General features: G+C 77.8%; 23 protein-coding genes. 18 read left to right on the plus strand and 5 right to left on the minus strand.

Going from position 1 to position 26,073, the window contains the following annotated elements:
- Nucleotides 1-3: 3 nt before the first annotated feature.
- From WAA21_RS00450 to WAA21_RS00490, 9 genes are all read left to right on the plus strand, one after another.
- Nucleotides 4-375: a holo-ACP synthase gene (locus WAA21_RS00450; protein ID WP_336920755.1), complete on the plus strand. Its 372-nt coding sequence runs from the start codon at nt 4-6 to the stop codon at nt 373-375.
- Nucleotides 372-2,033, plus strand: coding sequence for an NAD(P)H-hydrate epimerase (locus WAA21_RS00455; protein WP_336920756.1), 1,662 nt, complete (start codon nt 372-374; stop codon nt 2,031-2,033). The genes WAA21_RS00450 and WAA21_RS00455 overlap by 4 nt, the downstream gene beginning before the upstream one ends.
- Entirely contained in the window at nt 2,017-3,264 is a 1,248-nt protein-coding gene (alr, locus tag WAA21_RS00460) for an alanine racemase (protein ID WP_442893201.1), read from the plus strand. The genes WAA21_RS00455 and alr overlap by 17 nt, the downstream gene beginning before the upstream one ends.
- Nucleotides 3,261-4,463: an alpha/beta fold hydrolase gene (locus tag WAA21_RS00465; RefSeq protein WP_336920758.1), complete on the plus strand. Its 1,203-nt coding sequence runs from the start codon at nt 3,261-3,263 to the stop codon at nt 4,461-4,463. The genes alr and WAA21_RS00465 overlap by 4 nt, the downstream gene beginning before the upstream one ends.
- On the plus strand, nt 4,456-5,118 hold the full coding sequence (tsaE, locus tag WAA21_RS00470; RefSeq protein WP_336920759.1) for a tRNA (adenosine(37)-N6)-threonylcarbamoyltransferase complex ATPase subunit type 1 TsaE: 663 nt from the start codon (nt 4,456-4,458) through the stop codon (nt 5,116-5,118). The genes WAA21_RS00465 and tsaE overlap by 8 nt, the downstream gene beginning before the upstream one ends.
- Nucleotides 5,115-5,855, plus strand: coding sequence for a tRNA (adenosine(37)-N6)-threonylcarbamoyltransferase complex dimerization subunit type 1 TsaB (tsaB, locus tag WAA21_RS00475; RefSeq protein WP_336920760.1), 741 nt, complete (start codon nt 5,115-5,117; stop codon nt 5,853-5,855). Before tsaE ends, tsaB begins: the two co-directional genes overlap by 4 nt.
- Complete coding sequence (gene rimI, locus WAA21_RS00480; protein ID WP_336920761.1) at nt 5,852-6,376, plus strand: ribosomal protein S18-alanine N-acetyltransferase; 525 nt, start codon at nt 5,852-5,854, stop codon at nt 6,374-6,376. The genes tsaB and rimI overlap by 4 nt, the downstream gene beginning before the upstream one ends.
- Nucleotides 6,373-7,449, plus strand: coding sequence for a tRNA (adenosine(37)-N6)-threonylcarbamoyltransferase complex transferase subunit TsaD (gene tsaD, locus WAA21_RS00485; protein ID WP_336920762.1), 1,077 nt, complete (start codon nt 6,373-6,375; stop codon nt 7,447-7,449). Before rimI ends, tsaD begins: the two co-directional genes overlap by 4 nt.
- A gap of 79 nt (nt 7,450-7,528) precedes the next feature.
- Nucleotides 7,529-8,524 carry a PAS domain S-box protein gene (locus WAA21_RS00490; RefSeq protein WP_336920763.1) on the plus strand — a complete coding sequence of 332 codons (996 nt, stop codon included), beginning with the start codon at nt 7,529-7,531 and terminating at the stop codon, nt 8,522-8,524.
- 19 nt (nt 8,525-8,543) lie between these two features.
- On the opposite strand, the gene WAA21_RS00495 is transcribed toward WAA21_RS00490, so the two are convergent.
- A complete protein-coding gene (locus tag WAA21_RS00495; RefSeq protein ID WP_336920764.1) occupies nt 8,544-9,815 on the minus strand; it encodes a class I SAM-dependent methyltransferase in 1,272 nt (423 codons plus the stop codon).
- A gap of 220 nt (nt 9,816-10,035) precedes the next feature.
- Here WAA21_RS00495 and groES point away from each other — a divergent pair, with 220 nt between their 5' ends.
- The 3 genes from groES (at nt 10,036) to WAA21_RS00510 (ending at nt 13,791) form a co-directional block, all read left to right on the plus strand.
- Nucleotides 10,036-10,335, plus strand: a complete 300-nt coding sequence (gene groES / locus WAA21_RS00500) for a co-chaperone GroES (protein ID WP_336920765.1) — start codon at nt 10,036-10,038, stop codon at nt 10,333-10,335.
- 104 nt (nt 10,336-10,439) lie between these two features.
- Complete coding sequence (groL, locus tag WAA21_RS00505) at nt 10,440-12,059, plus strand: chaperonin GroEL (protein ID WP_336920766.1); 1,620 nt, start codon at nt 10,440-10,442, stop codon at nt 12,057-12,059.
- A 127-nt stretch (nt 12,060-12,186) separates the two neighbouring features.
- Nucleotides 12,187-13,791, plus strand: coding sequence for a fused MFS/spermidine synthase (locus WAA21_RS00510; RefSeq protein ID WP_336920767.1), 1,605 nt, complete (start codon nt 12,187-12,189; stop codon nt 13,789-13,791).
- Between the two features lie 59 nt (nt 13,792-13,850).
- Here the strand turns inward: WAA21_RS00510 and WAA21_RS00515 are convergent, their stop codons facing one another.
- Nucleotides 13,851-14,147 (minus strand): WhiB family transcriptional regulator, encoded by a 297-nt coding sequence (locus WAA21_RS00515; RefSeq protein ID WP_336920768.1) that lies wholly within the window; start codon nt 14,145-14,147, stop codon nt 13,851-13,853.
- Between the two features lie 296 nt (nt 14,148-14,443).
- Here WAA21_RS00515 and WAA21_RS00520 point away from each other — a divergent pair, with 296 nt between their 5' ends.
- The 6 genes from WAA21_RS00520 to WAA21_RS00545 all read left to right on the plus strand — a co-directional run bounded on the left by WAA21_RS00520 (nt 14,444) and on the right by WAA21_RS00545 (nt 21,654).
- Nucleotides 14,444-15,754 carry a MerR family transcriptional regulator gene (locus WAA21_RS00520; RefSeq protein ID WP_336920769.1) on the plus strand — a complete coding sequence of 437 codons (1,311 nt, stop codon included), beginning with the start codon at nt 14,444-14,446 and terminating at the stop codon, nt 15,752-15,754.
- A gap of 100 nt (nt 15,755-15,854) precedes the next feature.
- Nucleotides 15,855-16,466: a response regulator transcription factor gene (locus WAA21_RS00525; RefSeq protein ID WP_336920770.1), complete on the plus strand. Its 612-nt coding sequence runs from the start codon at nt 15,855-15,857 to the stop codon at nt 16,464-16,466.
- A gap of 192 nt (nt 16,467-16,658) precedes the next feature.
- Complete coding sequence (gene shbA / locus WAA21_RS00530; RefSeq protein ID WP_336920771.1) at nt 16,659-17,306, plus strand: RNA polymerase sigma factor ShbA; 648 nt, start codon at nt 16,659-16,661, stop codon at nt 17,304-17,306.
- Nucleotides 17,303-18,898, plus strand: a complete 1,596-nt coding sequence (locus tag WAA21_RS00535; protein ID WP_336920772.1) for a hypothetical protein — start codon at nt 17,303-17,305, stop codon at nt 18,896-18,898. Before shbA ends, WAA21_RS00535 begins: the two co-directional genes overlap by 4 nt.
- 56 nt (nt 18,899-18,954) lie before the next feature.
- The gene (guaB, locus tag WAA21_RS00540) at nt 18,955-20,481 is read left to right on the plus strand and encodes an IMP dehydrogenase (protein WP_336920773.1); all 1,527 of its coding nucleotides are present in this window, start codon (nt 18,955-18,957) and stop codon (nt 20,479-20,481) included.
- A 51-nt stretch (nt 20,482-20,532) separates the two neighbouring features.
- Nucleotides 20,533-21,654 (plus strand): GuaB3 family IMP dehydrogenase-related protein, encoded by a 1,122-nt coding sequence (locus tag WAA21_RS00545; RefSeq protein ID WP_336920774.1) that lies wholly within the window; start codon nt 20,533-20,535, stop codon nt 21,652-21,654.
- Nucleotides 21,655-21,669: 15 nt separating this feature from the next.
- Here the strand turns inward: WAA21_RS00545 and ptsP are convergent, their stop codons facing one another.
- The 3 genes from ptsP to dhaK are packed head-to-tail and all read right to left on the minus strand — an operon-like array spanning nt 21,670 to nt 25,957.
- The gene (gene ptsP, locus WAA21_RS00550; RefSeq protein WP_336920775.1) at nt 21,670-24,321 is read right to left on the minus strand and encodes a phosphoenolpyruvate--protein phosphotransferase; all 2,652 of its coding nucleotides are present in this window, start codon (nt 24,319-24,321) and stop codon (nt 21,670-21,672) included.
- On the minus strand, nt 24,318-24,956 hold the full coding sequence (gene dhaL, locus WAA21_RS00555) for a dihydroxyacetone kinase subunit DhaL (RefSeq protein WP_336920776.1): 639 nt from the start codon (nt 24,954-24,956) through the stop codon (nt 24,318-24,320). The genes ptsP and dhaL overlap by 4 nt, the downstream gene beginning before the upstream one ends.
- The gene (gene dhaK / locus WAA21_RS00560; protein WP_336920777.1) at nt 24,956-25,957 is read right to left on the minus strand and encodes a dihydroxyacetone kinase subunit DhaK; all 1,002 of its coding nucleotides are present in this window, start codon (nt 25,955-25,957) and stop codon (nt 24,956-24,958) included. The genes dhaL and dhaK overlap by 1 nt, the downstream gene beginning before the upstream one ends.
- Between the last annotated feature and the right edge of the window lie 116 nt (nt 25,958-26,073).

Consider the following 26,073-nt stretch of genomic DNA (forward strand, 5'->3'; position numbering starts at 1 on the left):
CCGGTGATCGTCGGCGTCGGCACCGACGTCGTGGCGGTCGACCGCTTCCTCGCGCAGCTCGACCGGAGCCCGGCCCTGCGCGAGCGGCTGTTCACCGAGGCGGAGCGGGACCTGCCGCCGGCGTCGCTCGCGGCGCGCTTCGCCGCGAAGGAGGCCATCGCCAAGGCCCTCGGCGCGCCGGGTGGGCTGCGCTGGCACGACTGCACGGTGACGCGCGAGCCCGGCGCGGCCCCCCGCGTCCACGCGAGCGGGACCGTCGCCCGCCGGATGGCCGAGCTCGGGGTCGAGCGGCTGCACCTCAGCCTGTCCCACGACGCGGGCATCGCGGCGGCGACGTGCGTCGCGGAGGGCGGGCACCCAGGCTCGGACGCATGAGCACCGACGGCTGGTGGAGCCCGGACGCCCCGGGGGAGCTGCTCGAGGCCTGGCGGGCGGCGGACGTCGCGGCCGCCGACGCCGCCCGGCTCGCGACCGGGGCGGACCTCATGGCGGCCGCCGCGCACGCCCTCGCCGGTCACTGCGCCGCGCTGCTGCGCGAGCGGACCGGACGGGTGAGCGGGCGCCGGGTCGTGCTGCTCGTCGGGCCGGGCAACAACGGCGGCGACGCGCTGCTGGCGGGGGCCGCGCTGCGCGCGCGGGGGGCCGGCGTCACCGCCCTGCTCCTCGCCGAGCGCGCCCACGCGCGCGGCACCGCGGCGCTGCGAGCGGCGGGCGGGCGCGTCGTGACGGTGCCCGCCGACCCCGGCACCGACGACGCCGCCGTCACGGCCGCGGCCGACCTCGTGCGCGACGCGGACCTCGTGGTCGACGGCGTCCTCGGCATCGGCGCCTCGGGCGCGGTGCGCGGGGCCGCGTGGGCCGTGCTCGAGCGGGTGCACCTCCGCCGCGGGGCCGTGGTCGCGTGCGACCTGCCGAGCGGGCTCGACCCCGACACGGGCGCGCTCGCCGGGCCCGTGCTGCCCGCCGACCTCACCGTCACCTTCGGCGCCGCGAAGCCCGGCCTCCTGCTGCCCGCGGGCCGGCACGCGGTCGGGCGCCTCGTCGTCGTCGACCTCGGGCTCGGCGAGCACCTGCCGCCCCCGGCCGTCCGGCTCGTGCTCGACGGCGGCGACCCGACGCGACCCGGCCCGCACGTCGCCGCGCGCTGGCCCGAGCCGTGGCGCGACGCCGACAAGTACTCGCGCGGCGTGCTCGGCGTCGTCGCCGGCGACGACCGCTACCCCGGGGCGGCCGTGCTCTGCTCCCGCGCCGCCGCCGCGGCCGGGGTCGGCATGGTGCGCTACGTGCCCGCGGACGGCGGGGCCGCGGCCACCGACCCCGTCGGGCCGCTCGTGCTGCAGGCGGTGCCGGAGGCGCTCGTGCAGCCGCTCGACGCCGTCGGGCGGGTGCAGGCGTGGGTGGTCGGGCCCGGCGTGTCCGCCGACGACGACCCCCGCGTCGCCCACGTGCTGACGGGCACCGACGAGCCCGCCGTCGTCGACGCGGGTGCGCTGGAGGCCGCCGCCCGGGCCTCGCTCGACGGCACGCTCCGCCGCCCGGACCGGCTCCTGCTCACCCCGCACCGCGGCGAGCTCGCCCGCGTCGCGCAGGTCCTCGACGTGGCCCAGGAGGACGCGGCCGGCCCGCTCGACCTCGTCGACGTCGCACGTGCCGTCGCCGACCGGCTCGGCGTCACGCTGCTGCTGAAGGGCGCCGACACCGTCGTGCTCGCGCCCGACGGGACCCCGACGGTCGTGCCGGGCGGCCCGCCGTGGCTCGCGACCGCAGGTGCGGGCGACGTGCTCGCCGGGCTCGCCGGGGCCCTGCTCGCGGCCGGCTCGGCCCCCGGGCGCGCGGCCACGCTCGCCGCGCACGTCCACGCCGTCGCCGCGCACCGGGCCTCGGCGGGCGGTCCGCTGCACGCCGCGCTCGTCGTCGAGCAGGTGCGACAGGTGGTGGCCGACGGCCTCGCCGGCGCGGCGGTACCGCTGCTGCGCGCCGGGGTGCCGGCGGGCGACGCGCCCGGGGACTGGGACCATGGTGGACGTGACTGACCAGCTCGCCGCTCCCGCGGCCCCGGCGCCCGAGGCGGACCAGGGCACGGCCGCCCGCGTCCCGGCGACCGACGTCGGCACGGGCGTCGTCGAGGTCGACCTCGACGCCGTCGCGTCGAACGTCGCCGCGCTCGCGGCGAGGACGCGCACCCCCGTCCTCGCGGTCGTCAAGGCCGACGCGTACGGCCACGGCCTCGTGCCGGTGGCGCGGGCGGCCGTGGCGGGCGGGGCGACGTGGCTCGGTGTCGCCCAGCTCGACGAGGCCCTGCGGCTGCGCGACGCGGGCGTCGACGAGCCCCTCCTCACGTGGCTGCTGCTGCCGGACGCACGGCTGCTGGCCGAGGCGCTGCGCCGCCAGGTGACGATCGGCGTGTCCGACCCCTCCCACGTCGAGGCGCTGCTCGAGGCGGCCCGCGCCACCGGCCAGGTCGCCGACGTCCACGTCAAGGTGGACACGGGCCTCAACCGCAACGGCGTCCGGGTGGAGGACCTGCCGCCGCTCGCGGCGGCGCTCGCCGCCGCCGAGCGCGACGGGCTCGTGGCGGTGAGCGGGGTGTTCAGCCACCTCGCGTGGGCCGACGCCCCCGACCACCCCACCATCGACGCGCAGGCCGAGGCCTTCACCGAGGCGGTCGAGGTGCTCCGGGCCGCGGGCCTGCGCCCGACGTGGCGCCACCTCGCGAACTCCGCGGCCACGCTCACCCGCGCCGACCTGCACCTCGACCTCGTCCGGCCCGGCCTCGCGGTGTACGGGCTGAGCCCCGTGCCCGACCTCGCCGGCCCGGGGGAGTGGGGCCTGCGACCGGCGCTCACCCTGCGCTCCCGGCTCGCCCTCACCAAGGCCGTGCGCGCCGGCGAGGGCGTCTCCTACGGGCACGTGTGGACCGCGCCGCACGACACCGTCGTGGGGCTGGTCCCGCTCGGCTACGCCGACGGCGTGCCCCGCGCGGCCACCGGCCGCGCGCAGGTGTGGGTCGGAGGACGGCGCGCCCCGGTCGTCGGGCGCGTCTGCATGGACCAGGTCGTCGTCGACCTCGGGCCCGGCGCGCACGAGGCCGTCGGCGACGACGTCGTCCTGCTCGGTCCCGGCGACCGCGGCGAGCCCACGGCGCAGGAGTGGGCGGAGTGGGCGGGCACCATCTCCTACGAGGTCGTCGCCCGGCTGGGCTCGCGGCTGCCCCGCCGGCACGTCGGGACCGGCCAGGTGCTGCTCGCGGAGGAGCCCGCGTGAGCCCCGTCGAGGCGCCGTGGCGCTGGGTCGGCCTCGGCGCCGGTCTCGCCGTCGCGGGGGCCGGCGTGGCCGTCGGCGTCGCCGGCGACCGGGTGCGCGCGCGGCGGCGCCGGGCCGGAGACCTGTTCGACCGCGAGGGCCTCGCGCTGCTGGGGTCCGTGCGCGGCGAGGAGTACGAGCTGCACACCGACGACGGGGTGCGGCTCCACGTCGAGGTCGACGAGCCGTCCCCGCGCGCGGCGGACGAGGAGCCGGGCCTGACGGTCGTGCTCGTCCACGGCTACGGCCTGTCGAGCCAGTCGTGGCACTTCCAGCGTCTCGCGCTGCGCGGGCGCTACCGCGTCGTCACCTACGACCAGCGCGGCCACGGCCGCTCCGAGCCCGGTCCGCCCGGCAGCGCCCGCATCCCGCGGCTCGGGCGCGACCTCGAGGAGGTCCTGCACGCGCACGCACCCGAGGGCCCGGTCGTGCTCGTCGGGCACTCGATGGGCGGCATGACGGTGATGAGCCTCGCCAAGCGCCGCCCCGACCTGTTCGGCACGCGCGTGCACGGCGTCGGCTTCGTCGCCACGAGCGCGGGCGACCTCGCCACGCTCGACTTCGGGCTGCCCGGCGGGGGCGCCGTGAGCCGCGTCGCGCCGAACCTGCTCGCGGTGCTCGCGCGCCGCCCGGAGCTCGTGACGCGCGGGCGCCGGATGGTCTCCGACATCGAGACGCTCGTGGTCCGGCGCTGGTCGTTCGCCTCGCCCGTCCCGTCGGAGCTCACGCGCTTCGTGGCGGGCATCATCGCGAGCACGAGCATCGAGGTCGTCTCCGACTACCTGCCGGGCTTCTCCGAGGTCGACGAGAAGGACGCCCTCGGGGCGCTCGCGGACCTGCCGACCCTCGTGCTCGTCGGCGACTCCGACCGCATGACGCCGCCGCGGCACAGCGAGGAGATCGTCCGGGCGCTGCCGCGCGCCGAGCACGTCGTGGTCCGCCAGGCCGGGCACCTCGTCATGCTCGAGCACCCCGACGTCGTCACCGGCCACCTGCTCGACCTCGTCACCCGCGCGCTGCGCGCCGCGCGGGCCGCTGCGCCCGCGGAGCCGGCCCACGGTCGTCGGCGGGGCGCGCGGGGCCGGCGACGGGGCCCGCTGGCCGACGCGGCCGACGCGGTGGGTCGCCTCGTGCGCCCGCTCGAGGGCCGAGGTGCCTGAGGCGCGGGCCGCGGACCCGGGGACCGCCGCGCCGGACGGGCCCGCGCGCGAGGTGACCGTCGTGTGCCCGACGCCCGAGGCGACCCGCGCCCTGGGGGAGGCGCTCGGCGCCCGGCTCGCCGGCGGCGACGTCGTCGTCCTCGACGGCCCGCTGGGGGCGGGCAAGACGACCCTCACGCAGGGCCTGGCCCGGGGCCTGGGGGTCACCTCGCCCGTCACGTCGCCGACGTTCGTGCTCGCGCGCCACCAGCGGCCCGACCCGGCCGGTCCCCGCCCCGACGGGCCCGTGCTGCTGCACGTCGACGCGTACCGGGTCGGCGACGGCCTGGAGTGGGACGACCTCGACCTCGACTCCGACCTCGACGCCTCCGTCGTCGTCGTGGAGTGGGGCGCCGGGCTCGCCGAGCGGCTCGCGCCGGGCCTGGTGCGCGTCACGCTGCGTCGTCCCGAGGGCGGCGACCCCGCGTCCGAGCCGTCCGAGCCGTCCGAGCCGTCCGAGCCGGTCGAGCCGTCCGAGCCGTCCGAGCCGTCCGAGCCGTCCGAGCCGTCCGAGCCGGTCGCGCCCCGTACCGTCCACGTCCGCCTCGAGGGCCGCACACGGCCCCTCGACCTCGCCGCGCTCGCGCGCGCCGCCGCACAGGAGCCGCCCCCGTGAAGGTCCTCGGCCTCGACACCTCGACGACGACCGTGACGGTCGCGGTCCTCGACGCGCCCGACGCGCCCGACGCCCCGGACCTGCTGCGCGGCGGCCCGACGGCCGCCGGTGCGCCGGCGCCCACGTGGCAGGTCCTCGCCGAGGCCCACGTCCACGAGGGCAACCGTCCCGCGGAGCTGCTCGCCCCGACGATCAAGCAGGTCCTCGCCGAGGCGGGGCTCGGCCCGCGCGACCTCGGGGCTGTGGCCGCCGGCGTCGGGCCCGGCCCGTTCACCGGGCTCCGCGCGGGCCTCGTGACCGCGCGCGCCCTCGCCCACGTGGTGGGGGTGCGCGTCCACGGCGTGTGCAGCCTGGACGCCCTGCACGCCGGCGTCGTGGCCGCCGGCGGTCCCGTCGACGCGGTCGTCACCACCGACGCGCGGCGCCGGGAGGTGTACTGGGCGGCGTACCGCGACGGGCGACGGGTCGCCGACCCCGAGGTCGGCGAACCCGCCTCGGCCGCGGCCGCCGCCCGCACCCACCTCGTCCCCGTCGTGGGCCGCGGTGCGCTGCTGTACCCCGACGTCCTCGGCACCCCCGCCGAGGGGCTGCCGCTCGACCCGTCCGCGGTGCACGTCGCGGCGCTGGCCGTCGCCTCGCTCGCCGGCACCGGCCCCCAGCCGCTGCCGGCGGACCCGATGTACCTGCGCCGTCCCGACGCCCGCGAGCCCGGCGCACCGAAGCGGGTGGGCGGGTGAGCGTGCCCGCCGCACCCCCTGCGCCCGAGGGGCTCGTCGCCACCGGCGTCCGGGTGCGCCGGCTGCGGTGGTGGGACGTCGACGAGGTCGCGGCCGCGGAGCCGGAGGCGTTCGGTCCGGACGCGTGGAGCCGTGAGGCGCTGCTGTCGGAGCTCGCGGCCGACGGACGGGTGTACGAGCGCGCCGAGGACGCCGACGGCCGCCTGCTCGGCTACGCCGGCACCGCCGCGCACGGACCCGACGCCGAGCTGCAGACGGTCGCGGTCCTGCCCGCCGCCCGCGGCCGGGGCCTGGGCGCGACGCTGCTGCAGCGCGCGTGCGCCCGCGCCCGCGCCGACGGCGCGCGCCGGCTGCACCTGGAGGTGCGCGAGGACAACGACGCCGCGCTCGCGCTGTACGCCCGTGCCGGCTTCGGCCGGGTCGGGCGGCGGCCCGGCTACTACGCCGCCGCGGCGCCCGACGCGGCCCGCGTGGCGGCCGTCCTTATGACGCTCGACCTCGTGACGGCGGAGCGCGGGTGAGCCCCGCGGCCCCCGGTGCGGACGGCCCGCTCGTCCTCGGCATCGAGACCTCGTGCGACGAGACCGGTGTCGGCCTCGTCCGCGGCGGCACGCTGCTCGCGGACGCGCTCGCGAGCAGCGTCGAGGAGCACGCGCGCTTCGGCGGCGTCGTGCCGGAGGTCGCGAGCCGCGCGCACCTGGAGGCGTTCCTGCCGACCCTGGACCGGGCGTGCGCCGAGGCGGGCGTCCGCCTCGACGACGTCGACGCCGTGGCCGTCACGAGCGGGCCCGGGCTCGCGGGCGCGCTCGTCGTCGGCGTGTCCGCCGCGAAGGCGCTCGCCCTCGGCCTCGGCGTGCCGCTGTACGGGGTCAACCACCTCGCGGCGCACGTCGCGGTCGACTCGCTGCAGAACGGGCCGCTGCCGGACGTCGCCCTCGCGCTGCTCGTGAGCGGCGGGCACTCCAGCCTGCTGCGGGTCGACGACGTCACCGCCGACATCGACGTGCTGGGCCAGACGCTCGACGACGCGGCGGGGGAGGCCTTCGACAAGGTGGCCCGGGTGCTCGGCCTGCCGTTCCCCGGCGGGCCGCACGTCGACCGGGCCGCCCGCGACGGCGACCCCGCCGCGATCCGGTTCCCGCGGGGGCTCACCGGCGCCCAGGCGACGGGCCGCCACGGGCGGGACCACACCGACGACTTCTCGTTCTCGGGTCTCAAGACCGCCGTCGCGCGCTGGGTGGAGCGGGCGCGGGACGCCGGCCGCGACGTGCCCGTCGCCGACGTCGCCGCCTCGTTCCAGGAGGCCGTCGTCGACGTCCTGAGCGCGAAGGCGGTCGCGGCGTGCCGCCGCGAGGGCGTGTCGCACCTCGTCCTCGGCGGCGGGGTCGCGGCTAACAGCCGGCTGCGGGCCCTCGTCACCGAGCGCGCCGCCGCCGGGGGCGTCGCCGTGCGCATCCCGCGCCCGGCGCTGTGCACGGACAACGGCGCGATGGTCGCGGCCCTGGGCTCGCTGCTCGTGCAGGCCGGCCGCGAGCCGTCGGGGCTCGACCTGCCCACCGACCCCGCCATGACGGTCGGCCGGGTGCTCGCGTAGCGCCGCGCGGGTCAAGCCCGCGCCGGGCCGTGCCGATGCCCCGGGGGCACCGCCGTCGGGCGGGTAGGAGGAGGCGCACGTGCACACGGGACCGCTCGACGGACGCGCCGGCGGCGCGGACGTCGCCCCGGACGTCGGCTCGGACGTCCGCCCGGACGCCGGCCCGGGGCCGGGCGCCCCTGCACCCTCGGCCACGGCGCAGCGGCTCGAGCAGGTGTTCCGCAGCACGGGCGTGGCGATGGGGCTCGTCGGTGTCGACGGCGGCTGGCTCGCCGTCACCGACCGGCTGTGCGAGGTGCTGCGGACCGACGCGGCGACCCTGCTCCGGCTCACCCCGCGCGACCTCATCCACCCCGACGACCGGGCCGCCGCCGTGCGGGCCACGCGCGACCTCGTCGAGGGCCGGGTCGACTCGGTCGACGCCCGCCGCCGCTACGTCGGCGCGGACGGGCGCGTCGTCACCGCCCGGGTGCAGACGACGCTGCTGCGCGACCCCGACGGGCGCCCGGACAGCTTCCTCACCCAGCTGCACGACGCCGACCGGCGCGGCGGCCACGGCGGCGACGACCCCGTCACCGGGCTGCCGGGCCGGCAGACCCTGCTCGCCCACGCGGGCCGGGCGCTGGGGCGCAGCCGGCGGGCCGGCCGGACGGTCGTGCTCGTGCACGTCGACCTGCCCGCACCCGCCCACGGCGTCCCGAGCGAGCTCGAGGACCGGCTGCTGGCCTGCGCCTCCCAGCGCCTCGTGGGCACCGTGCGCAGCGGGGACCTCGTCGCGGCCGTCGACGGGCGCCGCCTGACGGTCTGCTGCGAGGGCCTGGCCGACGAGGCCGACGTCCCGACGGTGGTCGGGCGCGTCCGCCGGACCCTCGACGCGCCGGTCGACGTGGACGGACGCCGCCACCGCCTGCGCGCCGAGGTCGGCGTCGCGGTGGCCGGGCGCTCCGAGACCGCCGAGCAGCTGCTCGCGCGCGACGGCTGGCCCGTCGCGCCCGACGAGCCGGCGCCCGGGACGCCCGTCGCCGCCGGGGCGCCCGCGGGCGTGGGCCGCCACCGCGCCGTCACCGTCCTCTGAGGGCCCGGGCGAGCCGCGTTCAGCCCAGCGGGTCGCACACGAGCACGACGCGCTCGCCCGCCCGGCGGGTGAGCACGACCGTCGCCTCGCCGTCGCCGGACAGCCGGAGCGCCCGCCGCAGCTCCTCGGGGTCCAGCGGGCTGCCGCGCCGCTTCACCGTCACCCGCCCGACGCCCTGCTCGCGCAGGTGCGCCCGCAGCCGCTTGAGCCCCCACGGCAGCACCGCGCGCACCTCGTAGGCGCGGGCGAGCGGGTGGGAGACGGCCTCGTCGGTCGTCACGTAGGCGATGGACGGGTCGATGAGGCGGCCGCCGACCTCCGCGGCGACGTGCCCCACGAGCCCGGCGCGGATGACCGCCCCGTCCGGCTCGAGCAGCACCTCGCCGACGTCGCCGACCGGCGCCTGCGGCAGCCCGGCGTCCGACAGCGTGCCGACCTCCTGCACCTGGGTGGCGCCGTCGCGCTCGACGGTGCGCAGCACCGTCGCGGTCCGCCGGGTCCCCGGCACGGCCGCGGCGCCCCACCACAGGACCGCCTCGACGACGTCGCCGTCGACGGACGTCCACGCCGCCGTCCAGCCCGCGGCGGGACCGTCCGCGGCGACGAGGTCGTGGTCGACCCCCGGGGCGACCTTCGCGCCGACGGCCCGGACCCCCGTCCCGGGCAGGCCGAGCGCCCACGACAGCGGCGGGCTCCAGCGCTCGGGGTCGGTGACCCGCCGGCCGCCCGCCCGGCGCGCCGGGTCGGTCCACACCGCGTCGACCCCGTCGGTCGTCCCGGGCCGTGCGAGCGGCAGCGCGTCCGGGAAGCCCGTCGCGTCGCCGAGGTGGACACGCGCGCGGGGGAAGTGGCGCAGGTTGACCGTCGCGACCGCCGCGGTCGCCTCGTCGCGCTCGACGGCGTCCACCGCCAGGTCCATGCCGGCGACGGCGAGCGCGTCGACGCCGATGCCGCAGCCGAGGTCCGCGACCCGGGTCGCGCCCGCGGCGCGCAGCCGGTCCGCGTGCCGGGCGGCCACCGGCAGGCGCGTGGCCTGCTCGAGCCCGTCGGCGGTGAAGAGCATCCCGTCCGCGAACCCGCCGAGCTTGGCCCGCGCCGCCGCCCGCAACCGCGACTGGGTGAGGGCGGCGGCGACCGTCTCCGCCGGCACGCCGTCGGCGCGCAGGCGCTCGCCGAGCGCGAGCGCGCGGTCCGGGTCGTACGGTGGCAGCGCGCCCAGCAGCGCCCAGCCGTCCGGGCGCAGCAGGGCGGCGAGCCCGGCCGCGCCGGTCCCCTCGTCCGCCGCCGTCACGCGCCGATCCTGCCAGCCGCCCGGCCGGAGCAGGACGCTGGCACTCAGGTTGACCGAGTGCTAACCCGCTGGCTACTGTCGACCTGGCACTCGACGGCATCGGGTGCCAACTCGCCGGACGACGGGTCGGCACCCGCGACGACGTCCCGTGGCCGGCGGACCACAACCGTTCCGGTCGGCCGCCCGGCCGGCCGCCCCTGTCGCGAAAGAGAGGTCACACGTGGCTGTCTCCATCAAGCCGCTCGAGGACCGCATCGTGGTCCAGACGCTCGAGGCCGAGCAGACGACGGCTTCCGGCCTCGTCATCCCCGACACCGCCAAGGAGAAGCCCCAGGAGGGCAAGGTCCTCGCGGTGGGTCCCGGTCGCTTCGACGAGGACGGCGAGAAGCGCATCCCGCTCGACGTCCAGGTCGGCGACACGGTGCTGTACAGCAAGTACGGCGGCACCGAGGTCAAGTACGGCGGCGAGGAGTACCTCATCCTCTCCGCGCGCGACGTCCTCGCCGTCATCGAGAAGTGAGCTGAGCGTCCCCCGGGACGCGAGGCACCCGACGCCGCCCCGGCCCCCGGCCGCGGGCGGCGTCGTCGCCTGATCACTCACCCCACCCGCCACCCTGGAGCGAGATGCCCAAGAGCCTGTCCTTCGACGAGTCCGCCCGGAAGTCCCTCGAGCGCGGCGTCGACACCCTCGCCGACGCCGTCCGCGTGACCCTCGGCCCGCGCGGCCGCAACGTCGTGCTCCACAAGTCGTTCGGCCCGCCCGTCATCACCAACGACGGCGTGACGATCGCCCGCGAGATCGAGCTCGACGACCCCTTCGAGAACCTCGGTGCGCAGCTGGCCAAGGAGGCCGCCACCAAGACCAACGACGTCGCCGGCGACGGCACGACCACCGCGACCGTCCTCGCGCAGGCCATGGTCCGCGAGGGCCTGCGCAACATCGCCGCGGGCGCCGGCCCCGCCGCGCTCAAGCGCGGCATCGACGCGGCCGTCGCCGCGATCGAGGCCCGCCTCGACGACATCGCCGTCGAGGTCACCGACTCCGGCTCCGTCGCGCACGTCGCGACGGTGTCCGCGCAGGACCCCGAGATCGGCGCGACGCTCGCCGACGCCTTCGACAAGGTGGGCCGCGACGGCGTCATCACCGTCGAGGAGGGCTCCACCACCGGTGTGAGCCTGCAGTTCACCGAGGGCATGCAGTTCGACAAGGGCTACCTGTCGCCGTACATGGTGACCGACCCCGAGCGCATGGAGGCCGTCCTCACCGACGCCCACGTGCTCCTCGTGGCCGGCAAGGTGAGCACCGTCGCGCAGCTGCTGCCGCTCATGGAGAAGGTCCTCGAGACCGGCAAGCCGCTGTTCCTCGTGGCTGAGGACGTCGAGGGCGAGGCGCTGTCCACGCTCGTCGTCAACAAGATGCGCGGCACGTTCACGGCGGTCGCCGTCAAGGCGCCCGGCTTCGGTGACCGCCGCAAGGCGATGCTGCAGGACATGGCCGTCCTCACGGGCGCGCAGGTCGTGTCCGAGGACGTCGGCCTCAGCCTCGACACCGTCGGCCTGGAGGTGCTCGGCGCCGCCCGCCGCGTCGTCGTCACGAAGGACGACACCACCCTCGTCGACGGCGGCGGCGAGAGCGGTGCGGTCGGCGACCGCGTCCGACAGATCAAGGCCGAGATCGAGCGCACCGACTCCGACTGGGACCGCGAGAAGCTGCAGGAGCGGCTCGCGAAGCTGTCCGGCGGCGTCGTCGTCATCGAGGTCGGCGGGCACACCGAGGTCGAGGTCAAGGAGCGCAAGCACCGCGTCGAGGACGCGGTGTCCGCGACCCGGGCCGCGATCGAGGAGGGCATCGTCGCCGGCGGCGGCTCCGCCCTCGTCCACGCCCGCTCCGCGCTGGACTCCCTCGACCGCGAGGGCGACGAGGCGGTCGGCGTCGACATCGTCCGCCGCGCCGTCACCCGCCCGCTGTGGTGGATCGCGAGCAACGCCGGCCTCGAGGGCGCCGTGCAGGTCGAGGCCGTCGCGGCGCTGCCGCCCGGCCAGGGCCTGGACGCCGCCACCGGCGAGCACACCGACCTCGTCGCCCGGGGGATCGTCGACCCGGTCAAGGTGACGAAGGCGGCCCTGCGCAACGCGGCGAGCATCGCCTCCATGGTCCTCACGACCGACGCGCTCGTGGTCGACAAGCCCGAGCCGAAGGCCGAGGAGCACGGGCACGGCCACGGCCACGGCCACTCGCACTGACCTGCGAGCCCCGCACGACCCGCGCCGCGGCGCGGGGACGAGGGCCCGTCCGACCTGACCGGTCGGGCGGGCCCTCCGTCGTCGGGGGCGCGCAGGCGTCCCTCGGCGGGCAGGTAGCGTCGTGACGGTGAGCGCCGCCGCGGGGACGACCGAGCCCGCCGTCGGCGACCGGCGCGGCCTGCCGCAGTGGGTGGCCGCGCTCGTCGTGTTCACGACGTCCGCGGCCGTGCTCGTCCTCGAGATCCTCGCGGCCCGGCTGCTCGCCCCCTACGTCGGGGACTCGCTGCGCACCTACACCGCGATCATCGGCGTCGTGCTCGCGGGCATCGCCGCGGGCTCCTGGTGGGGCGGGCGCTGGGCGGACACCCACGACCCGCGCCGGCTGCTCGGTCCGGTGGTGACCGGGGGCGGCCTGCTCGGCCTCGCCGTGGTCCCGCTCGTCGCGTGGGCGGGGGAGGCGCTGCGCGGCACCGGCGCCGCCGGCACCGTCCTCGTGACGGCGCTGGCGTTCCTCGCGCCGGCCCTGCTGCTGACCGCGGCCACGCCGCTCGTCGTCAAGCTGCGCCTCGCGGACCTCGACGAGACCGGCCGGGTCGTCGGGCACCTGTCGGCCGTGGGCACCGCGGGCGCGCTCACGGGCACCTTCGCCACCGGCTTCGTCCTCGTCGCCGCACTGCCCACGCGCGTCGTCGTCGTGCTGACCGGCAGCGCCATGGTGGTGCTCGGGCTCGCGCTCGCCCTCGCGCTGCGGGACCGCTCCGGTGCGACGGCCGTGGCCCGGGACCGCGGCGGCGCGGCCGTCGTGGCCGTGGTCGCGGTCGCCGCCTCGGGCCTCGCGGGGGCGGGGCTCGCGGTCGGGTCGCCGTGCGAGCGGGAGACGCCGTACTACTGCGTGTCCGTCACGTCGGAGACGACCGCGGACGGGCGGGAGGTGCAGGTGCTCGTGCTCGACTCCCTGCGCCACTCCGCCGTCGACCCCGACGACCCCGAGCACCTGCACTTCCGCTACACGCGGCTCGTGGGGGCCGTGCTCGCGTCGCGGCCGGAGGGGCCCCTCGACGTCGTCCACGTGGGTGCGGGCGGGTTCACCCTGCCGCGCTGGCTCGAGGCGACCAGGCCCGGCAGCCGCTCGACCGTGCTGGAGATCGACCCGGCGCTGGAGGACGTCGCGCGCGAACGGCTCGGCTGGGACGCGCCGGCGTCTACCAGGGTGGTGACGGGCGACGCGCGGCTCACGCTGGAGGCGCTGCCCGACGACTCCGCCGACGTCGTCGTCGGCGACGCCTTCGGTGACCTCGCGGTGCCGTGGCACCTCGCGACGGCCGAGTTCGCCACCGGCGTGCGCGACGTGCTCCGGCCGGACGGGGTCTACGTGCTCAACGTCATCGACCACGGCGAGCAGCGGCTCGCGCGCGCCGAGGCCGCGACGCTCGCCGGCGTCTTCGACCACGTCGGCGTGCTGGCGGGTGAGGCCCGGCTCGCGCGCGAGGAGGGGGGCAACACGGTGCTGGTGGCCTCGCAGTCACCGCTGGACACGACCGCGGTCGAGGCGGCGCTGTCACGCCTCGACGAGGCCGGTCCGGGGAGCGAGCGGACGGGCGGCGGCGGTGAGCGCCTGGTGACGGGCGAACCGTTCTGGCGCTGGGTGGGCGCTGCGCCGGTGCTGCGCGACGACCACGCCCCGGTCGACCAGCTCCTCACCCCCTACGACCCGCCCGCGCCGGCGTCGTAGCCGGCGGGGCCTCGGCGGCAGGAGGTCCGGGTCAGTGCGACCCGGGCGGAGGGGCTCGTTCAGCCGGCGGCGGCCAGACGGCGCGAACGGGAGTAGACGGCCTCGCGCTCGTCCTCGGTCATGCCACCCCACACCCCGTACGGCTCGCGGACGGCCAGCGCGTGCTCACGGCACTGCTGCACCACCGGGCACGCCTGGCAGATGGCGACGGCGGCGGCGTCGCGGTTGCGCCGCGCGGGCCCGCGCTCGCCCTCGGGGTGGAAGAACAGCGAGGTCTCGGCGCCTCGGCACGCGCCCTCGAGCTGCCAGTCCCAGAGCTCGGCCACGGGGCCGGGCAGTCGCGAGATCTCGGCCATGGGTTCCTCCTGCGTCTGCGGTTCGTCTGCGGTGCGGTGCCCCGTCCTCGGGGTCCCGGCTGCTGGTGTGAACCTAGCAACCGCGCCAGAGGTTGTTCAAGGGCCGTTCCCGAGTTGTTCGTAGGTGGTTCGAGAGCAGACGGCTCGGTGCAGGGGTTGTTCCGCAGCGCTTCGCGACCTGGTCCCACTCACCTCATGCCCCGTCCGGGTGAGACCCAACCCTCCTGAAGCCCACGAATCGCGCCGAAACCGCTCCTGCGTGTGCGATCAAGCCGGGGGGTCGCCACAATCGCGCCATGGCCGAGGCTCCTGCGGGTCGGCAGGGCGGCGACGTCGTCCCCCGACCCATGCTCACCGTCGCGGCGGTGGCCCGACGTCTCGGGGTGGCCCCGGCGACGCTGCGCACCTGGGACCGCCGCTACGGCCTGGGCCCCTCCGAGCACACCGCCGGCTCGCACCGCCGCTACTCCGCGACCGACGTGGGGCGGCTCATGGTCATGCGACGGCTCACCCTCGAGGGTGTCCCGCCGGCCGAGGCCGCCGGCATCGCGCGCACCAGCGAGGTGCCCGACGACCTGGGACTGGCCAGCGTCACCGCCATCGCCGGGCGACCCGTCCCCGTGGGCGGGCCGAGCGCCTCGACGTCGCCTCCCGTGGGGGAGGACGTCTGGCCCGTGTCCCGGGCGGCGGTCGCCGCGCCGCGCCGCGCCCCCGGTGACGACCACCCCACCGGGGCGGGCGCCGCGCGTCCCGACGGGGGCGACCGCAGCGGGGCGTCGTCGGACCCGCACGGCCTGAGCGGGCTCCTGCGCGACCTCGACGAACCGGCCGGCGGCCCGCTCGACGACACCGTCCTCCTTGACGGCCTCGACGAGCTCGACGAGCTCGACGGCTCCGACGCACCCCTCGGGCGCGCCGCGGGCAGCAGCACGGCGCCGCGCGGTCGCGCGCCGCTGGGCGACGGACCCGCCGTGGCGCAGGTCGTGTCGCTCCCCGACGGCTCCCCGGCCGTGCGCGGCCTCACCCGGGCGGCCGCGACCCTCGACTCGCACGAGTGCGTGCGGCTCGTGCGTCAGCACATCGAGCGCCACGGGACGGTGCGGACGTGGGAGCACCTCGTGGCCCCGGTCCTCGTCGCGCTCGGCCGGCGCTGGCACGACACGGGCGCCGGCATCGAGGTCGAGCACGTGCTGACCGAGAGCGTCCTGCAGTGCCTGCGCGGCGTGGCCGCCGGTCTGCGGCACCCGCGCAACTCCCGGCCCGTCCTGCTCGCCGCGGCGGAGGAGGAGCAGCACGGTCTGCCGCTGCACGTCCTCACGGCGGCGCTGGCCGAGCGCGGCGTCGCCTGCCGCCTGCTCGGCGTCAGGGTGCCGCGGGCGGCGCTGGCCGCCGCGGTGCGGCGGAGCGGCCCGGCCGTCGTGCTCGTGTACGCGCAGCTGCGGGTGCGCGACCCGGAGCAGCTCCGTGAGCTGCCCCGGCTGCGACCGAGCCCGCTGCTCCTGCTCGGCGGTCCCGGCTGGGCGGGCGCGGACACGCCCCCGGGGGCGGAGCACGTCGCGGACCTCGAGGGCGCGGCCGAGCGGATCGTCACCGCCGTCGGCGCCTGAGCCCCGCGCGTCCGCGACCCGAGGCCCCTCAACCCGCCGCTCCCACCTGCCGATAGGGGTTCGGGAGCGCCCAACCGGGGCGCCCGAGAAGGGAGCCCTCGTGGCCACGGTCCTCGTCGTCGACGACACGCCCATCGTGCGTGAGCAGCTGCGCCGTGCCGTCGGCGGGCTGCCCGGCATCACGCGCGTCGTCGGTGCCGCCTCGGGCGAGGAGGCCCTGTCGCGGTGGCCCGTGGAGCGCCCCAGCGTCGTGCTCCTCGACGTCCGCATGCCCGGCATCGGTGGTGTGGAGACCGCCAAGCGGCTCCTCACCCGCCACCCCGAGGCCAACGTGCTCATGACGACGATGGCCGAGGACGCCGACGGCCTCGCCCGTGCCATCGCGGCGGGTGCTCGTGGCTACGTCGTGAAGGACGCCAGCCCCGAGGAGCTGTCGCTCGCCCTCGCCGCCGCCCTCAGCGAGGCGACGCGTCGCCAGGTCCCCGCGCAGTCGCGCGGCCGCGCCGGGGGCAGCGCCGTGCAGCTGACCGAGCGCGAGGTGCAGGTGCTCGACGGCATGAGCCGCGGCTGCAGCAACGCCGCCATCGGCCGCGAGCTGTTCCTGTCCGAGGACACCATCAAGACCCACGCCCGCCGGCTGTTCCGCAAGCTCGACGCCGCCGACCGCGCGCAGGCGGTCGCCACCGGCTTCCGGCTCGGCCTGGTGCGCTGAGCCCGGGCGTTAGGCTGCACCCTGCCCGGCGCGGTCGACGCGGTCGGGCGGCACCGGGACGGGGACTGGTATGGACGGACGAGCCGCGCGGCCTCGCACGAGGCCCGGGCGCGACGGCGCGGCGCGCCGCGCGACCGTCCCGTGCGCGGGCCGCCGCGACCACCGGCTGTAACGACGAGGTCTCGTCGCGCGATGTCGCAGCAGGACACCACCCTCACCGCCCCGGACGACGGGCGCAGCCTCTGGTCGCGCCTCGTGGCCCGTGCGGTGGCGGGGGAGCCCGATGCAGTCGAGACCCTGGTCGCGGGTGTCCGGCAGCGCGTCCACCGCTACTGCCGGGCGCGGTTGCGGGGCTACCCCGGCGCCGAGCAGGCCGCGGACGACGTGGCCCAGGAGGTGTGCGTCGCCGTGCTGACGGCCCTGCCGCACTACGAGGACACGGGGCGCCCCTTCGAGGCGTTCGTGTTCCGGGTGGCCGGGTTCAAGGTCGCGGACGCGCAGCGCCAGGCCCTCGGGCGCGAGCAGCCCGTCGGGGACCTGCCCGACTCCGAGAGCGACGCGCTGGCCGACAGCCCGGAGCGCAGCGCCGTGGTGGCGAGCGAGGCCGACCGGGTGACACGGCTCATGGAGCGGCTGCCCGGTCAGCAGCGGGAGGTCCTCGTGCTGCGCGTGGCCGTCGGCATGTCGACCGACGAGACCGCCGCCGCGCTCGGGATGTCGCCGGGCGCCGTGCGCGTCACGCAGCACCGCGCCCTCGCGCGGCTGCGGGTCTTGGTCGAGGACACCGAGGAGGCACGTGCCGGTGCCGGTGCCCGGGGAGCCGCGGGAGGCCGCAGGTGACCGGCCGGCCGCCCGAGCAGGGCGGGTCCCTCGCCGCGGTGCGCGGGACCGACGTCCTCCTCGACGCGCTGGCCGCCCGGGTCGACCTCACCGCGGTGGAGGGCGTGCCGGCCGGGGTAGACCCGGACGACGAGCTCACCCGGCTGCTGGCGGGCTGGACCCGCACCATCGACGGCGAGGTCGCCGAGGGCACCGCCCGGTACCGGGGGAGGGGCCGCAGGGGCCGTGCTGCGGCCCGCGGCGCCGTCCTGCCGGCCGTGCCGGTGGTGCCGGTCGTGCCGGTCCGCCGCGCCGGCGCGGGGGAGCGTGCCGACCGGGGTCCGGGCCCGTGGCGCGGCCTCGCGGCGGCGGCCGCCGCGCTCCTCCTCGTGCTCGGCGCCGGGTCCGCGGCGTGGGACCTGCGCGCGCCGGACACCCTCGCGGGCGTCGAGGCCACCGAGTCCGTCGAGGTGACGCTCGCCGCGGCGCTGCTGGCCGCCGAGCAGGGCGACGTCGCCGGGGCCCGGGTGCTGCTCGAGCAGGTCCGGGACCTGCTCGACGACGTTCCCGCGGCCGAGCGGGACGGCCTCGAGCGCGCCCTGGCCGAGGCGACGGCGCGGGTGGACGTCGTCGCCGCGGAACGCGTCGGCGACGTGGCGCCGGAGCCCGTCCCAGGGCAGTGGCCGGTCGGCCTCGAGCGCGCGCCGGGCGCGGCGGGCGGCGTCGGCGACCGTGGGGGCGACGGACCGGTGGGCGGCCCCGGCGAGGGTCCGCAGGTCGACGTCCCCGGCGGGCAGGCGCCGTCCGGCACGCCGTCCGACCCCGGCCGGGGGACCGGTCAGGGCGCGCCGACCGCGGGGCCCACGACGGGGCCCACGACGGAGCCGACCACGCGACCGACCACGCGACCGACCACGCGACCGACCACGGGACCGACCACGCCGACGACGAAGCCGACGACGAAGCCGACGACGAAGCCGACGACGAAGCCGACGACGAAGCCGACGACCAAGCCGACGACCAAGCCGACGACCAAGCCGACGACGACACGGACCACGACGCCGGGGGCCACGCCCACCTCCCGGCCCACGAGCTCGCCGACGTCGCGACCCACCAAGGAGCCCACCCGCCGGCCCACGGCCTCGACGACGCCGGGGGCCACGGCGACCGCGCGCGATCGCGGGCCCGCCGTCGACCCGCCGGGCCCCACCGCGCGTCCCACCTCCCGAGCGACCACCCGGACCACGACCCGGCCGACCCCGCCGCGGGCCACGGGCAGGCCGTCCGCCACGGGGCCCGCCGCGGACCGCGCGGACCGCGCGGACCGCGCGGACGCGGCGGCGCAGCCGGTCGAGGGTGCGCGGAGCGGCTCCGCGGAACGGGCGACCCCTGCGGCGGCGTCGGACCGGGCGGGCACCCCCGGGACCGGGCGGGCGGAGCCGGAGCCCGGTCGCGTTGCGTCCGAGCCGCGCCGTGGCGCGGCGTCGACGGGCCGGCGACCTGACCCGACGACGGGCCCGTCCCCGCAGCGGTCCGGAGCGGTGACGGCACGTCGTCCCGCGACCGCCGTCCCGGCGGCGTCCGAGGCCGCCGAGCGGTCCCGCCGGCCCTGAGCCCCGCCCCCGGCCGCCGCGCCGGGGCGTGCCCGGGACCGCCTACCATCGGCTCCGTGGTGACCCAGCCCCCCGCCGGCCCCGTCCACCCCGTCCCCGACCCGTTCGCCACGGTCGGTCTGACGTACGACGACGTGCTGCTGCTGCCGGGGGAGAGCGACGTCGTCCCGAGCGCCACGTCGACGCGCTCGCGGGTGTCGAAGCGCATCAGCGTCGAGGTGCCGCTGCTGTCGAGCGCGATGGACACGGTCACCGAGTCCCGGATGGCCATCGCCATGGCGCGGCAGGGCGGGCTCGGCGTCCTTCACCGCAACCTGTCGGCGGAGGACCAGGCCCAGCAGGTCGACCTCGTCAAGCGGTCGGAGGCGGGCATGGTGACCCACCCGGTCACCACCAGCCCGTCGGCCACCCTCGCCGAGGTCGACGAGCTGTGCGGGCGCTACCGCGTGAGCGGCCTGCCCGTGGTCGACGCCGCCGGGGTGCTCGTCGGCATCGTCACCAACCGCGACCTGCGCTTCGAGGCCGACCACTCCCGCCGGGTCGAGGACGTCATGACCCGGATGCCGCTGGTCACCGCGCCCGTCGGCACGTCGCCGGAGGACGCCATGGCGCTGCTCGGGCGCCACAAGGTCGAGAAGCTGCCGCTGGTCGACGGCGACGGCCGGCTGCGCGGGCTCATCACGGTCAAGGACTTCACCAAGCGCGAGCAGTACCCGCTCGCGACGAAGGACGACGACGGCCGGCTGCGCGTGGCGGCGGCCATCGGCATCTTCGAGGACGCGTGGAAGCGCGCGATGCTCCTCGTCGAGGCCGGTGTCGACCTGCTCGTCGTCGACATGGCGCACGGGCACTCCCGCGCGGTCCTCGACATGATCCGCCGGCTCAAGGCCGACCCGGCCGTCGCGGGTGTCGACGTGGTCGGCGGGAACGTCGCGACCCGGGCCGCCGCGCAGGCGCTCGTGGACGCGGGTGTCGACGGGGTCAAGGTCGGCGTCGGGCCCGGCTCGATCTGCACGACGCGCGTCGTCGCGGGCGTGGGCGTGCCCCAGGTCAGCGCCATCCACGAGGCGGCCCAGGCGTGCGCGCCCGCGGGCGTGCCCGTCATCGGCGACGGCGGCCTGCAGTACTCCGGCGACATCGCCAAGGCGCTCGTCGCCGGCGCGGACACCGTCATGCTCGGCTCGCTGCTCGCCGGCTGCGAGGAGAGCCCCGGCGAGCTCGTCTTCGTCAACGGCAAGCAGTACAAGTCCTACCGCGGCATGGGCAGCCTCGGCGCCCAGCAGACGCGCGCGGGCGCGCGCTCGTTCAGCAAGGACCGCTACTTCCAGAACGACGTCGCGGCCGACGACGAGTTCGTGCCCGAGGGCGTCGAGGGCCAGGTGCCCTACCGCGGCCCGCTGGGGGCGGTGGCCCACCAGCTCGTCGGTGGCCTGCGCCAGTCGATGTTCTACGTCGGCGCGGAGACCGTCGAGCAACTCAAGCAGCGCGGCCGGTTCGTGCGCATCACGTCCGCTGGGCTGAAGGAGAGCCACCCGCACGACATCCGCATGACGAACGAGGCGCCCAACTACACCGTCCGCTGAGACACGGCAGGCCCGTCGGGCCGGGACCGCCCGTCCCGTTAGGGTTCCGGCGTGAACGAGCTCGAGATCGGCCGTGCCAAGCGGGGCCGCCGCGCCTACTCCCTCGACGACGTCGCGATCGTGCCGTCCCGCCGCACCCGCGACCCCGAGGACGTGTCGACGGCCTGGCAGATCGACGCCTACCGCTTCGAGCTCCCGCTGCTCGCCGCGCCGATGGACTCCGTCATGAGCCCGGCGACGGCCGTGGCCGTGGGCCGCCACGGTGGTCTCGGGGTGCTCGACCTCGAGGGCGTGTGGACCCGGTACGAGGACCCCGAGCCGCTTCTCGCCGAGATCGCGACGCTCGACCCCGCCGCCGCCACGGCGCGCATGCAGGAGATCTACGCCGCCCCCGTCCGGCCCGACCTCATCACGCAGCGCCTCGCCGAGGTCCGCGCCGCCGGGGTCACGGTCGCGGGCTCCCTCACCCCGCAGCGCACGCAGGAGCTGTGGCAGACGGTCGTGGCCGCGGGCGTCGACCTGTTCGTCATCCGCGGCACGACGGTGTCCGCCGAGCACGTGTCGGCCAACAGCGAGCCGCTCAACCTCAAGCGCTTCATCTACGAGCTCGACGTGCCCGTCATCGTGGGGGGCGCCGCGACCTACACCGCGGCCCTGCACCTCATGCGCACCGGCGCGGCGGGCGTCCTCGTCGGCTTCGGCGGCGGCGCCGCCCACACGACGCGGCAGACGCTCGGCATCCACGCACCCATGGCGAGCGCCGTCGCCGACGTGGCGGCCGCGCGCCGCGACTACCTCGACGAGTCCGGCGGGCGCTACGTGCACGTCATCGCCGACGGCGGCCTCGGCCGCAGCGGCGCGGTCGTCAACGCCGTGGCGTGCGGCGCGGACGCCGTCATGCTCGGCACCGCCCTCGCCCGCGCGGAGGAGGCCCCGGGCCGGGGCTGGCACTGGGGGCCGGAGGCGCACCACCCCGTGCTGCCGCGCGGGGAGCGGGTGCACGTCGGGACGGTCGCGCCGCTGGCGGAGATCCTGCTCGGCCCGGGTCGCAGCGCGGACGGCACGAGCAACCTCTTCGGCGCCCTGCGTCGGGCGATGGCGACGACGGGCTACCTCGACCTCAAGGAGTTCCAGCGGGTAGAGGTCGTCGTGTCGCCGTACCGGCCGGGCTGACCCCGCCCGACGCGCTCACCCGCCGGGGACCTCCCGCTCGAGCAGGTCGCGGACCGCGGCCGCGTCGGGCAGGGCGAGGCAGCGCCCCGCGAGGTCGGCGGCCGCGGTCACGTCGAGCCCTCGCACGCGCTCCTTGACGGCCGGGACCGAGCGCGGCCCGACGCTCAGCTCCCGCACGCCGAGCCCGACGAGCACCGGCACCGCGGCGGGGTCGGCGGCGAGCTCCCCGCACACGGCGACCCGCACGTCCGGTCCCGCGCCGTCGCACGTCGCGGCGACGAGGGCGAGGACGGCCGGGTCGAGCGCGTCGGACAGCCCGGCGACGTGCGGGTTCCCCCGCTCGGCCGCCAGCGCGTACTGCGTGAGGTCGTTCGTGCCGAGCGACACGAAGTCGACGAGCCCGCGCAGGTGCCGGGTGCGCAGCGCGAGCGCCGGCACCTCGACCATGACGCCGACCTCGAGCCCGGGCGGCAGGCCCGGGAGGCCGAGGTCGGTCGCGGCGTCGGCGAGGGCGGCGCGCGCCCGCCGCAGCTCGGCGACCGTGGTGACCATGGGGAACATGACGCCGAGCGGTGTGCGCTGCGCCGCGCGCACCACCGCACGCAGCTGTGGGCGGAGCAGGTCCGGGCGCTCCAGCTGCAGCCGGAGCCCGCGCAGCCCGAGGAACGGGTTGGCCTCCACCGGCTGGTCGGCGTACGCGACGGGCTTGTCGCCGCCGACGTCGAGCGTGCGGACGACGACGCGCTGCCCCGCCACCGCCTCCGCGACGGCCAGGTAGGCGGCGAGCTGCTCGTCCTCGTCGGGGGGCTCCGCTCGTCCGCCGAACAGCAGCTCGGTGCGCAGCAGGCCGATTCCGTCGGCGCCGTGCGCAGCCGCGACCGCCGCGTCCTGCGGGCCGGCGGCGTTGCCCGCCACCTCGACGTGGACGCCGTCGCGCGTGCGGGCGGGGCCGCGGGCGCGTTCGCGGGCTGCCTCCGCGCGCCGCTCGGCCGCGTCCTGCTCGGCGCGCCAGGCGGCCGCCACGGAGTCGTCGGGGGCGACGAGCACCTGCCCGGTGCCGCCGTCGACCGCGACCGTCGTGCCGGCGGCCACGGCGAGGACCGCCTCGCCGGTGGCGACGACGAGGGGGAGCCCGGCGGCGCGGGCGAGCAGCGTGGCGTGCGAGGTCGGGCTGCCGGCCGCGGTCACGACCGCGGTGGTGACGGCGGGGTCGAGCGAGCGCACCTCGTCGGGGGACAGGTCGCGGGCGAGGAGCACGCCGGATCGTGCCTCGAGCCGGTGCGCCACCCCCTGGAGCCGGCGCCGGACCGCCCGGCCGACCGCGCGGACGTCGGCCGCGCGGGCGGCGAGGTAGTCGTCGTCGAGCGCGGCGAGGCCGTCGGCGGCCGCGTCGACGGCCTGCTGCCAGGCGGTGGCCGCGGGGGCGCCCGCCAAGATCGCCTCACGGGCGGGTACGAGCAGGGCGTCGTCCTCGAGGAGGAGCAGGTGCGCCCGGACGACGGCGACGTAGGGGTCGTCGTCGTGACGGTCCGCCCGGGCGGGGCCCGCGCCGCCGCCCCGCGTGCCGACCTCCGGCGGCAGCGAGGCCCGCAGGTCGTCGGCCGCCGCTCCCACGGCGGCCTCGAGCCGCTGGCGCTCGGCGGCCGGGTCGCCGTCGGGTCGCCCCGGCAGGGCCGGCAGGGCGTCGTCGAGGTGCCAGGCGGGACCCCAGCCGCGCCCGGGCGCGGCGGGCGTGCCGTGCAGCGCGCCGTGCACGGCGCCGTCCGCGGGCTCCGGTGGTCGGGGGACGGCCGTGCCCTGGTCGCTGCCTCGAGCGCCTCGTTCCGCCACGGCCGTGCCACGGTCCGGCACCGCCGTGTCCTGGTCGGTGGTCGCCGCGCCCTCGCCCGTGACCGCGCCGTCCGTGCTCTCGCCGAAGCCGCCCTCGACCGCCGCCACGACGGCGTCGAGCGCCGCGGCCGCGTCCGGACCTGTCGCGGCGATCGTGACGACGTGCCCGCGCACGGCGCCGAGCGACTGCACACCGACGAGGCTCCGTGCCGACACCGGGCCGCGCCCGGAGGTGCGGCTCGTGAGCCGCACCTCGGCGTCGTAGCCGCGGCCGAGCAGGGCGAGCTCCGCCGCCGGGCGCGCGTGCAGGCCGTGCGGGTTCACGACCGTCACGTCGCGCTCGTGGGCGACCGAGGCGTCGGCGGCCGGGGCGTCGTCCGCTCGTGACGCGCCGGCGGGCGGACCGTCCGGGGCCTCCTGGGGACCGAGGTGCGCTGCCTTGGCGCCACCGGCCGCACCGGCCTCGGCGGCGACCTCGTCGAGGCCCGCCCCGGCGGCCGCCTGCACGACGGCGGCGACGACCCCCTCGACGAAGGGCGCCGCGCTCAGTCGCACCTCGTACGGCAGGTCGCCGGCGAGCTCGAGGGCGAGCTCCGCGCTCAGCACGGCGCTGCCGAGGTCCATGACGACGAGGACGCCGGCCGGGCCGCCCACCCGCTCGACCGCGTCGAGCACCGCCGTCGCGTCGGTTCCCGTGCCGCCGTCGGGTGTTCCCGCGGCCACCGCCACGGGGGGCGGGTCCGCGGAGACCATCTCCAGGGCGAGCGCCACCGCCGCGTCCGCGAGCGCCAGGCTGTGCGAGACCACGACGAGGCCGACGCGGGCCCCGCCGCTCACGGCTCCCCGAGCGCGTCCGCGAGCGTCTGCAGCAGGAGTGTCGTCGACGCCGAGCCCGGGTCCACGTGGCCGGCCGAGCGCTCGCCGAGGTAGCTCGCCCGTCCCTTCCGGGCGACGAGCGGCGCCGTCGCGTCACGGAGCCCGGGGGCTCCGTCGGCGGCGGCGCGGGCCGCGGCAGCGGCGTCCGCGCCGGCGGCCACCGCCTCGTCGAGCGCGTCCAGGCCCGGGGCGAGGACGTCGACCATCGTCTTGTCCCCGCGCTCGGCCCTCCCGCGCTGCACGACACCGTCGAGACCCGCGCGCAGGGCGGCCGCGAGGCCGGCGGCGTCGAGCGCGTCGACTGCCCCCGCCGTCGTGCCGAGACGCAGCATGAACGTGCCGTACAGCGGTCCGCTCGCCCCGCCGACCGTCTTCACCAGCGTCATGCCCGCCTGCGTGAACGCCGCCTTCACGTCCTCGGGTGCGTCCGCGTCGAGCGCGGCGACCACGGCGGCGGTCCCGCGGCGCATGTTGCTGCCGTGGTCCCCGTCACCGATCTTCTGGTCGAGCTCGGTGAGGTGCGTCTCCTCCTCGGCGACGGCGGCGGCGAAGCGGCGCAGCCAGTCGAGCAGCCCCGCGAGCGTGGCGTCCGACATCACACCCCCCAGCGCAGGCCGGGCGTGCTGACGGGCGCGTCCCACAGCCGCAGCACGTCGTCGTCGGCCCGCAGGAGGGTGACGGAGGCACCCGCCATCTCCAGCGACGTGATGTACGGCCCCACGAGGCTCCGTGCGATCTGCACGCCGGCCTTCTCGCAGATCGCGGCGACCTCCGCGTACAGGCCGTACAGCTCGATGAGCGGCGTGCCTCCCATGCTGTTGACGAACGCGATGACGGGCGCGCCGTCGGCGTCGGGCAGGTCGTGCAGGACGGGCTCGACGAGCAGCTGGGCGACCTCGGAGAGCGGCCCGAGCTTCCTGCGATCGCGGCCGGGCTCGCCGTGGATGCCGATGCCGAGCTCGAACTCGTCGTCGGCGAGCTCGAAGGTCGGCGTCCCCGCCGCGGGCACCACGCAGCTGGTGAGTGCCATGCCCATGCTGCGTGCGTTGCCGTTGACCTTCTTCGCCAGCTCCTCGCACGCGGCGAGGTCGCGACGCTCCTCGGCGGCCGCGCCCACGACCTTCTCCAGCAGGACGGTCGCGCCGACGCCGCGTCGCCCGGCGGTGTACAGGCTGTCCTGGACGGCGACGTCGTCGTCGACGACGACGGAGCGCACCTCGACGTCGCCCTCGGCGGCCGCGAGCTCGGCGGCCATCTCGAAGTTCATGACGTCGCCGGTGTAGTTCTTCACGATGTGGAGGACGCCGGCGCCGCCGTCGACCGCGAGCGTCGCCGCCTGCATCTGGTCGGGCGTGGGGGAGGTGAAGACCTCTCCCGCGCACGCGGCGTCGAGCATGCCGAGGCCGACGAAGCCGCCGTGCATCGGCTCGTGGCCCGAGCCGCCGCCGGAGACGAGGCCGACCTTGCCCTGCACCGCGCCGGACGCCCGCAGCACCACACGGTTCTCGTGGTCGACCGTGAGCTCCGGGTGCGCGGCGGCCATGCCGGCCAGGGCGTCGGTCACCACCCGCTCGGGGGAGTTGATGAGCTTCTTCATGGGGGACCTCCGTGTCGTCGTCGACGGGCCGGGTCGCGCTCGAAGTGCTTTCGACATTATCAAAGTACGCTCGCCCCGCCAAGGGGCGTGACGAGGCGGCGCAGCCCGGGGAGGTC

It is taken from the genome of Aquipuribacter sp. SD81 (genome assembly GCF_037153975.1).
Classification (GTDB): domain Bacteria; phylum Actinomycetota; class Actinomycetes; order Actinomycetales; family JBBAYJ01; genus Aquipuribacter.

Excerpts from the sequence above, each read along its gene's own strand:
- WAA21_RS00455 (WP_336920756.1), top strand. The coding sequence starts at position 372 with ATGAGCACCGACGGCTGGTGGAGCCCGGACGCCCCGGGGGAGCTGCTC.
- shbA (WP_336920771.1), top strand. The coding sequence starts at position 16,659 with ATGTCGCAGCAGGACACCACCCTCACCGCCCCGGACGACGGGCGCAGC.
- dhaL (WP_336920776.1), bottom strand. The coding sequence starts at position 24,956 with ATGTCGGACGCCACGCTCGCGGGGCTGCTCGACTGGCTGCGCCGCTTC.
- alr (WP_442893201.1), top strand. The coding sequence starts at position 2,017 with ATGGTGGACGTGACTGACCAGCTCGCCGCTCCCGCGGCCCCGGCGCCC.
- WAA21_RS00520 (WP_336920769.1), top strand. The coding sequence starts at position 14,444 with ATGGCCGAGGCTCCTGCGGGTCGGCAGGGCGGCGACGTCGTCCCCCGA.
- WAA21_RS00515 (WP_336920768.1), bottom strand. The coding sequence starts at position 14,147 with ATGGCCGAGATCTCGCGACTGCCCGGCCCCGTGGCCGAGCTCTGGGAC.
- dhaK (WP_336920777.1), bottom strand. The coding sequence starts at position 25,957 with ATGAAGAAGCTCATCAACTCCCCCGAGCGGGTGGTGACCGACGCCCTG.
- groL (WP_336920766.1), top strand. The coding sequence starts at position 10,440 with ATGCCCAAGAGCCTGTCCTTCGACGAGTCCGCCCGGAAGTCCCTCGAG.